Below are 9324 nucleotides of genomic sequence, written 5' to 3'. Positions count from 1 at the left end.
TTGTTGGTCTGCGTAAAGTAAACACTATAGGCTTAAGACAAGCTAACAAGTGTATGCAGCTCTCAGCTATAGCCTACAACCTCAAAAAATACCTCAAGTTCACTCAAAACCGGGTGAAAAATGGAGCAGGAATGTTCGCCTTGTTTTTTAAAGTTCACAATGACCTTAAATCAGGAGTATACGTCATTTTAAAAACACTTCATTCTTCTAATTTGCAAAGGATATAAAAACAAAAAACCTCCTAAAAGCGGTTTAAATAAGTGAGATTTTCTAAGAATTAAAGGCTTGTGCAACGGTTACCATTGTTGTGCAACGTTTTTTATTTTCTTTACCACGAATGAAAGTAATACATAAAACTTCCATCGTTTTTTAAATATAGTGTAAATCTTTCTCCTTCTGAATACATATGAGCAACAGTCGCAACAGAATTATATTCCATTGGATTTTCGGTAAAATGTAATTCGGTTAAATTTCTGTCCGACAGTCCAGTAATTGACTTCTGCCAAATTGTGTTTCCGTTTTTATCTTTACTCGCAAGTATTGTTTTATCATCAGCTTTTGAAACAACTAAAGTTCCAAATTCAGTTTCCTGGGTTTTGATTGGTTTTAATTCCGATTTTTCTGTGTAGTCAACTCCGTAAAAAGGTCCGTCATCAAAAGTTGCTGTCATTTTCGGCAAATAATCCACATTTTCGACTTGCGAATAGAAGTCAGCACGCAAAAAGTCAATCTTTTCAGCGATTGATTTTTTTAGAAATTCGGTTGAATCAATTTCTCTAATTTTTAAATAGATTTCTGAAATTTTATTGAAATAATTTGTGTCAATATTTTGATTGCAATTCGGATGATATTCAGCTAATTGGTAAACAATCATCGGAATTATAAAGTTAGTCTTAATTTCAGATTTGCCTCTGTCTTTGGCAAAATCCATTTTGGATAATCCTTCAAGTTCAGATTCTGGCCATTTTATAATTTCCATTTTGTCCAAACCAAAAAAGTCGAGATACTTTATTTCATAACAGTCTTGAGCATCTTGACCGAATAAAGTCAGATTTATAGCTAAAAATAATATTGTTAAAATTCGATTTTTCATTTTTTGGTCAAATGTTGCACAACGGTCTTGTATAACAAATGTAGCGGGTTAAAATGCGCTGATCTGTCCGTTGTGTTTTGGTTTGCTGTTTACTTTATTTGGCGGCGAAACAACTTAACCGCTATTTTTGGTATACGATGTTGGCTACAGTTTTTATGAAATCTCTAAGTCTAATTGGGTATTTTTCACTCTCTGTTTAGAGGTCAATCTCGATTTGTCATTTTTAATTCTTGATTTCATTTCTGAATTTGATATACTATCTTTTAACTCAACGTTAGATAATAAAGCTTCATAGACTGCATTTCGATTAGTTTCTTTACCTCCAACGTGGTAGAAATGTTCTTTTGTAGCTACATAACAATTTTCCCAAACAGAAAAAACATAATCATTAGTACGATATTTATTACTTAACCAAGTCGATAAAATGAATTTACAGTTTGATTTTTCCAATCCACTATTTAATAAAATTTCTTCTTCCTCTGTCCAACTATCAAAATAATCAACGTGTCTGCCGATATATGGTGGGTCAGAATAAACAAAATCGGTACTTTTTAATTCTGACAAAGTTGCTTTAAAATCTTGGTGTTTAAATTCATAATCTCCTTGCTCAATTATTTGTGAGATGTTTTCTACTTGGTTAGTTATTTTTGTAACCAATGCTTGTGCAAAACGATTTGGTTTTTTACAAAACGGAACATTGAAACCACCTTTTTTATTGAATCTCATCATTCCATTAAAACAAGAGCGACTTAAAAATAAAAAGTCTAATGGATTTCCTTTTTCATTGAAACGATTACGTACTGTATAGTAATACTCTCCATCTGTTTCTAATAGTTTTTGACCTTCTTTATTTAAAAAATTTCTTACAATATTGCTCGTAATTTCTTTGTTTTGAACTGCCTTATAAAACTTTATTAAGTGTGGATTGCTATCACAAAGTAATGACCTTTTTGGACGAACATTAAAAGCAACAACACCTGTTCCCATAAAAGGCTCAACCCAACGGTCAAATTCTACTTCATCAACGTTTGTAGAAATCCATTGAACAAGTTTTGTTTTAATTCCTTGTGATTTTATTGGTGGAACAAATGTTTTCATTTTTTACTTTTAATTTTTAAATTATTAATCTTATCGGTGGGTTCACCTCTATATTCAAGATACGATTTTAAATCTGTAATTTTCTTAATTTTATCATTTTTAGTTCTAACGGGTTTACCTTCTTTGTCTTTTTGGTCAATCTTATCGTAATCTATCCAATACTCATCGAACCATTTCTCACCTAAATTTACAAAAGTACCATTTCCATTTACTAAGCTTTCTATATGATTTATACTGCCTATATTAGCTGTATTCCCACTTCCACTTTTATCGCTTGCTATCAACCATTTTTCTTGAACAAAGAATATTAAATCTTTAATTACTGAGGATAATGTATCTATGTTATCTATTTCAACTATAACCGTCTCGTCTATATCTTCAATTTTTGCTCTTGTATAAATAATACCTAAACAAACGTGTGCGGTATAATCTCCATATGGGTACTGAACATTTTTTGTACTTGTCCTATCTCTAAAATATTTACCATGTGAACCAAGTGTAAATTTATTACAATATCCTTTCCTTCTAATTCGATATGTTGTTTTAATGTCAACAGCAAATTTAATAGACTCGTCTTCTTTGTTTACAAAAGATAAATCTGGATACCAATTTTGATGTTCGGCTAATACTATTTTATAACCTATGGAGTCGGCGAACTCCTTAAACTTAGGAAACAATTGTATCTCTAAAATCTTAGAAATTATTTTAGTGTCTGATGATATTGAATATATACTTTTATCAATATCTATAAAACCCTTTATTCTCCAATCTCCTGAATTATATGAAACATATTCAGTCAATGTTTTTGCAAACTCCTGTAAGTTTTTAATAAAATCTTCTTTTGTTTTTACCATTATCAATATTTTATGGCAATATAGTAATGTTATAATTAAACTAAAAGCGGAGTGTTAGCTTGGCTTTTATTATATTTATCAATCTAATCTTAAAACCAATTTATTATGACTTACGAAGAAGCTTTATCAATGAAAAACGCAATAGGAGGTAGTTATATTCATAACGGACGTAAATTTGTTCCAAGAGTAGCTCCATATAAAGAAAAAGATGATAACAAATTTATAGAAGCTATTAAAGATAGATACGTAAATGAAGAAGAAATGAAATCTTTTTCAAGTGACGGAAAATTTAAAGTTAGAGGTTTTTGTGTGATAACCTATCCTTACTCAATTTAAATCAGGAAGAGGAGGATTATTGTGGATACCTTTATTTAAAATAAATACACTTACTCTTGTTCTAGGTAACTCTGTTTCAATTCTCGGAGCTACGCAATATTTATTTTCAGTTTCTTCTATGAGTCGGTTTATTTTAGTCGCCAACTCTTTTTCCATTTGTTCATATTGTTCTTCTGTGTAAGAATCAACATCGTTTTGTAATAGATTGTTACATTTTGAATTTTCCATTTTAATTACTTTTTTAGTTTGTTAAAACGGTCTTGTTATACTTCTATTGGCTTTTTTAAATTGTTGCCAACGGTCTTGTATATTTGTCAGTTGTGGGAATTTAGGAAATAAAGATAGTAAAAGAACTGACTTTGACGCATGAGCGTCTGTGTCCGCAGGACACAAAACCACAATTGGAAATATACGTTGTTAGGCAAAGTATTATTTTTTATTTTCAAAATTTTGAATTATTGAAGATATTAAAATACCGCCCGTGGTTCCTGCTAAAAATCCCCATATTCCAATTGCGCCTCCAAGTCCTGCAATACCGATTCCTCCAGTACCAAAAATCACTAAACCGCCTATTGTACCTAAAAATCCTCCTACAAATAATTTTGTCGTAGCTGATTGCTGTGTCCATAAAATTGATTTGATTTTAGAAGATTTTTCACCATTTTCCAAATTAGAGTTTTGAATTTTGTTCACATATTTTAATAATTCAAGTATTTTTATTCTGTTTTTAGTAGAAAGCTTTAATAGAAAATTAATTCCTTTTATGATACTTTCATTAATAGATGATTTATCCGTTTTTAGATTTTTATTTACGGAAAAATCATCAGGATAAAAATTTCGATTGACCATTCCGACATCATCATCAAGGTTACAGTTAGTAATAATTTGAAATAACAAACCATACTCTTCCTTATTAATATCAATTTTACCTAATTTCATTAAATCGTAAATATTCCATAATTCTTTTTGAATTTCAGTTAATTCATTCTTTAACTCTATATTTTTTTGTCTAACTTTTTTGTATACCTCAATATCATTTTTATGTTTTTCTTTAAATTTTTCGTAGTTTTTTATTTCTCGATTATAATTCTCTAAATTTTGTTCATAAATTTTAATTTCATTTTTATAATTCATTAAATTCTTATAAAAAAAATAATATCGTGTTGATAATGACAATAAGACTGTAATTATAGTTATGTAGGTAAAATTTATTTCAGAGAATATTAATAGTATTATAAATACAGGAATTACCCAAAAAAGAATATTTTGTATTATTAAACCAACTTCAAAAAACTTTGGTCTTTTAGTAATGATGTTTTTTTTTAGTGGCGGATAGGGTTTTTTTGGGGGAATTGGAGGAATTTCAAAACGAATCTTCGATTTTATTAGTTCTGATTTTTTTTTGAGCTGATGTATTCTTAGGATAATTTCTTGTTTCATATTTTGCCTAACGGTTTTGTATAACAATCAGTTGCGGATTGTTTGAAAACTAAGATAGCTAAAATTACCGACTTTTATGCTTGCGCGGTTGTGTCCGCAGGACACGAAGCCGCAATTGTTGTTATACGTTGTTGGCGTTAGTTTTTTTATTTTAATTTGTCGATTTCCTCTTTAAGTTTAATCAACACTTCTTTTTGTTTTTCTATGTCCAAATCATTACAGATATAGTCACATAATTTTGACTTGTCTAATTCTCTTATTAAACTTTCAGCACCATACTTATCTGTTCTAGTTTTTTCTTTGTAAAACAATTCTTTGTCAAATCCTTCTGGCAATACAAGTAAATTCTCAATCCCAATTAAATAGAGATTATTATGTTCATTTTTTGGCATTTTTCGGATTTTTAAATCGTCAAATGTTTCTTCTGGCTTTTTTGTGTCACTATCGTAAAGTAAAACAACCTTACCTGTTAGCATATTTGGATTAGCTCTAAAAAATGTTTTTGCTTGGTTTAAAGCAGAATCTCCAGTGTTTTCAGCATTCCCATTCTCATTAATCCTACCAATCCACTTAAAATCAATGGAATTTTTATCTATTTCGAAAATCTCAACCGCCTTGTTATAATATTTCTCATCAGTTTCTCCTTCTAATAAAACATTGACCGTATCAGGTTTTAAAATATGAGTAACATTAAATGCATTTTTAATCTTTTCTTCAGGTGTCCAATTATAAAATTCGGGATTGTTAGATGTAACAATAATACCATCATCATTCCTTTTTAAAACAATTACTTTATCATTTAATCTATTTGAATTGTGAATAATAAAAGGTGAATGAGTTGCTATTATTATTTGTGAAGTTTGTTCCGTCTCGTTTGTAAAAAGTTTTTTAAAATATGTAAGTATTTTTAATTGCCAAGTTGGGTGAAGACTTATTTCTGGCTCATCAATTAAGATTAATGCCCCTTTTGAACTTTCCTTATCTTTTAATAGAAAACTACCTCTAAAAACTATTTGTTTTTCTCCAGAACTTAATTCATTTATAGTCATTTCCTTTTCTCCTTCGGAAAAAACTATTTCTTTTTGATTATTTCTGTTTTCAATTCTATTATATTTTTTTGATGGAAATATAGACTCAAAAGCATTAGAAAACCTTTTTGTCCTTATATCTATTTTAGTTTCATCTATAGGTTCACCAGTATTTTTTCTTGCCCATTCTGTAAACTCTAAAGCATCTTGACTTTGTATATCAATTAATAGTTGAGCAATCTCTGTTGATAATTTCGAGTTTGAACGCTCACTAACTTTCTTTTCATTATCTATACTTTTCGATGTTACATTCCTTATTTGTTCAGATTTGAAGTTAATTTCTACATCAGAAAAAATAGTTTTAAGAATTGGTCTAGTATCATTTTGAGTAAATAAATATCCTGGTAGATTTATAAAAGAGTTGTCGTCCCTTTGAGCTGTTATTTTAATTTGATCCCAATTGTTGATTATTGAATAGTCAAAAAGTAGTGTAATAATATTATTCTTTAAAGGTTGAGTGAAAAATTTTTTTGATAATTCACCTTCTTGAAGCATATTAATATCATCCTCAGATAATTCAATCTCGAATATTCTTTTTTCCTCTCTTTTAAGGTTGTCTGTATTGTAAATTGAAAAATCAAAAATTGTATTTAAAGTTACCGATTTTCCTGTTCCATTTTCACCTGCTAATATTATAGTATTTACTGTGTTTCCGTTTTTATCAATAAAATCTAGATTTATATTGCCTAAAATCGGATGATTTTCAAATTTTACTTTTCGTATTTTCATTTTTCAAATTAACGCCAACGTTTTTGTATAACAATCAGTTGCGGATTGTTTAGAAACTAAGATAGCTAAAATTACCGACTTTTCTGCTTGCGCGGTTGTGTCCGCAGGAGACAAAGCCGCAATTGTTGTTATACGTTGTTGCCCACAGTTTTTTATTCCACATTGTAATTTCCATTTGCCCATTTTATAGTCGGTTCAATCCATTCTTTTAAAGGTTTGAATAAAAATCCGTGTCCCAATCCTGTATTGAGTTCGATTTCTTTAAAGTGTTTTATTTCGCAATTCGAAATTTTCTTTCTTTCTAATGCAGAAACTCCAAATGGGTCGGACTTTTCGTAAATTGTTAAAATATTTCCGCAAAAATTAATTTCAGGTATATTTTGAATATCGCTACTCCTGAAGCTTGCAACAAACACAAAATTCAAGTTTGGGTTATTTGCTAACGTCGAAACGTATTGAGCGATATAACCACCTTTTGAAGTTCCAACAATTGTTATTTTTTGAGGTTCAACTCCTGTTTTAATTAAATTTACAATTTGATTTACAATTCCCACTGCGTAATCTCTTGCGTTAACATTACCGTTTCTTTTTTCGCTAATTACATTTAAACCACTTTTTTCAAATTCGCTAATAATTTCTTTGTATTCAGTTGTTCCGTATTCAGGATGCAGCTCATTCAAATCGTGCTCTTCTAAAAATCGGTTATGAAGGAAAAAAATAAATCGTTCATCATTTTCGTTTCCGCACGCAAATAAAGTTGAGTAAAAAAAAATTCCAATTAACAGACTTATTTTCATTGATTTACGATTTCTCTCAAATTGTGGGCAACGTGTTATATCCAAACAAATATAACGGTTTTATAATTAAAATTCGCCGGATAAACCAACTTTTTGCTTGTGGTTATCAGTTCCTCTTAGCTGATTTACAACACGATCTAGCGGACTCTGAATGTTCATCAAGTCACGCTGAGTTACGTGTGTGTAGATCATTGTAGTCTCCGGTTTGCTATGGCCGAGTAGCGTTTGTATATAGCGTAAATCAACACCGTCTTCCAGCATATGTGTCGCAAAAGAATGGCGTAAAGTATGCGGCGTTACTCGCTTTACAATACCTGCCTGTTTACACGATTTCTTTAAAAAACTCCGAATAGCTTCCGGGCTGTAAGCACCACCATGTTGGCCCTCAACAAAATACTTTTTTGGAGTATAAGTATTCAAATAATTGTAGATCAACGGCAATATACTTTCAGCTAAAATTACAGTGCGATCCTTTTTACCCTTACCAGACTTAATAAAAATTTGTTTTCGATCTACATCGATCTCCTGTAATTGCAAGCTCAACAACTCCCCAATACGCAATCCAGAACTATAAATTAATCCTAAAACCGCCCGATGCTTTAAGTTTTTAGTGACTTGTAAAATCCTAATTACTTCGTTTCTAGATAAAACCGTAGGTAAATTTCGAGTCTTCTTTGGGCGCAACATATTCAGATCCTTATCTCTAGGATCAATAGCAAAAAGATCAGAAAAATGTTTAATAGCACTCACACATTGCCGATGAGAACTAATAGAATAATTTCCTTTAGCGATCACCTGCTCTAAAAAAATTTCAAAATCACGATAGTTTAACTCCTCAACAGGCTTATCGGTATAATCTACCAGCATCAATACAAATTGATAGTAAGTTTTTACCGTACTTTCGCTATATCGTTTACCACGTAAGTAATGCACATATTTCCATAAATTCTTCTTATCTCCGGCACTCAATTTCTCACGATCAACACGGTAATAATTAGGCAACCTCTCCCGCTTAATGGGCTTTTGTATCTGTAATTTTTTATAATCTACAAAATAGCCTCGATCATTAAAAAAAGTAAACAAAACCTGTTTGTTTTCTAACGAATATGGTAAATAATAACAACTGTGCGTTTGCGTATATTTAATGTTGGGCAATAATTTTAAATCTTTAACAACCTCTACACGATAAATAAATTTAATCATGATCTGCAAGTTACCGCGATGTTCTAAAGGCGATAGATCTACTGTATTTCTGGTGGTTATCATAAATTAAATAATTTGGGCAAAACCCTCGCTAAAAAAGCTCAGGTCGGGCTTTCGCGAGTCGCTTTTTTAAATTCTTGCACTGCAGAAATTTAAAAAGAGCTCCAACAAACGCTCAATCCCTTTTGCATTTCTAAAACTGTTCGAGGATAAGTATTTCAAAATTAGAGAAATAAAACCATAAAAAAAAGCTCTGAATAGGGATTTTTCCATAAAATATGATTTTTTCCAATTTCCGCTATTGTAATTCTTCCACTAACTGAATTTGATTTCCGCATTCATCATTAAAAATCGCCATCTTTACATTTCCCATTTCAGAAGGCTTCAGGGTAAAAGAAACTCCTATTGTAACTAATCGATCAAATTCTGCAGCTAGATCTTCCACCAAAAATTGCGTGTAAGGTATGCCGGCTTCTAATAATGCATCTTGATAAACTTTAGAAGGTTCAAAAAGATTGGGAGCCGGTTTCAACAAAAGTTCCGGCCCGTCTTGCCAATCTTTAGCCACTAAAGTGATCCAGTAATTTCCGTTTCCAAGATCTTCATTCTTCTTTACCAAAAAACCTAATTTTTCAGTATAAAAAGCTAAAGCCTTCTGTTGATCTCGAACGGGATACTTATTAAGG

At 30.7% G+C, this 9324-nt stretch carries 11 protein-coding genes; 2 read left to right on the top strand and 9 right to left on the bottom strand.

Annotated elements, in window-relative coordinates; genetic code table 11:
* Window positions 1-227 (top strand): hypothetical protein (locus tag G551_RS16725; RefSeq protein WP_205618358.1); only part of this gene is annotated, 227 nt, incomplete at its 5' end.
* Window positions 228-328: 101 nt separating this feature from the next.
* Here the strand turns inward: G551_RS16725 and G551_RS0110915 are convergent.
* From G551_RS0110915 to G551_RS0110905, 3 genes are all read right to left on the bottom strand, one after another.
* A complete protein-coding gene (locus tag G551_RS0110915) occupies window positions 329-1093 on the bottom strand; it encodes a hypothetical protein (RefSeq protein WP_027885614.1) in 765 nt (254 codons plus the stop codon).
* A 153-nt stretch (window positions 1094-1246) separates the two neighbouring features.
* Complete coding sequence (locus G551_RS0110910; RefSeq protein ID WP_027885613.1) at window positions 1247-2191, bottom strand: DNA adenine methylase; 945 nt, start codon at window positions 2189-2191, stop codon at window positions 1247-1249.
* Complete coding sequence (locus G551_RS0110905) at window positions 2188-3045, bottom strand: type II restriction endonuclease (protein ID WP_027885612.1); 858 nt, start codon at window positions 3043-3045, stop codon at window positions 2188-2190. The genes G551_RS0110910 and G551_RS0110905 overlap by 4 nt, the downstream gene beginning before the upstream one ends.
* A 105-nt stretch (window positions 3046-3150) precedes the next feature.
* Here G551_RS0110905 and G551_RS0110900 point away from each other — a divergent pair, with 105 nt between their 5' ends.
* Window positions 3151-3381, top strand: coding sequence for a hypothetical protein (locus tag G551_RS0110900; RefSeq protein ID WP_027885611.1), 231 nt, complete (start codon window positions 3151-3153; stop codon window positions 3379-3381).
* Here G551_RS0110900 and G551_RS0110895 read toward each other — a convergent pair.
* From G551_RS0110895 to G551_RS15725, 6 genes are all read right to left on the bottom strand, one after another.
* The gene (locus G551_RS0110895) at window positions 3373-3609 is read right to left on the bottom strand and encodes a hypothetical protein (protein WP_027885610.1); all 237 of its coding nucleotides are present in this window, start codon (window positions 3607-3609) and stop codon (window positions 3373-3375) included. The two genes, G551_RS0110900 and G551_RS0110895, sit on opposite strands and share 9 nt — an antisense overlap.
* Window positions 3610-3810: 201 nt before the next feature.
* A complete protein-coding gene (locus G551_RS0110890) occupies window positions 3811-4821 on the bottom strand; it encodes a THO complex subunit 7 family protein (RefSeq protein ID WP_156876783.1) in 1011 nt (336 codons plus the stop codon).
* 146 nt (window positions 4822-4967) lie between these two features.
* Window positions 4968-6638, bottom strand: coding sequence for an AAA family ATPase (locus tag G551_RS0110885; protein WP_027885608.1), 1671 nt, complete (start codon window positions 6636-6638; stop codon window positions 4968-4970).
* A 152-nt stretch (window positions 6639-6790) separates the two neighbouring features.
* Complete coding sequence (locus G551_RS0110875; protein WP_027885606.1) at window positions 6791-7435, bottom strand: hypothetical protein; 645 nt, start codon at window positions 7433-7435, stop codon at window positions 6791-6793.
* Between the two features lie 66 nt (window positions 7436-7501).
* On the bottom strand, window positions 7502-8701 hold the full coding sequence (xerA, locus tag G551_RS0110870) for a site-specific tyrosine recombinase/integron integrase (protein ID WP_027885605.1): 1200 nt from the start codon (window positions 8699-8701) through the stop codon (window positions 7502-7504).
* 235 nt (window positions 8702-8936) lie between these two features.
* Window positions 8937-9257 (bottom strand): VOC family protein, encoded by a 321-nt coding sequence (locus G551_RS15725; protein WP_051191372.1) that lies wholly within the window; start codon window positions 9255-9257, stop codon window positions 8937-8939.
* Between the last annotated feature and the right edge of the window lie 67 nt (window positions 9258-9324).

Origin of the sequence: Mesonia mobilis DSM 19841 (genome assembly GCF_000423405.1) — a bacterium.
Classification (GTDB): domain Bacteria; phylum Bacteroidota; class Bacteroidia; order Flavobacteriales; family Flavobacteriaceae; genus Mesonia; species Mesonia mobilis.
Note: the sequence above shows the minus strand (reverse complement) of the source record. Positions and strands in the feature narration are given on the sequence as shown.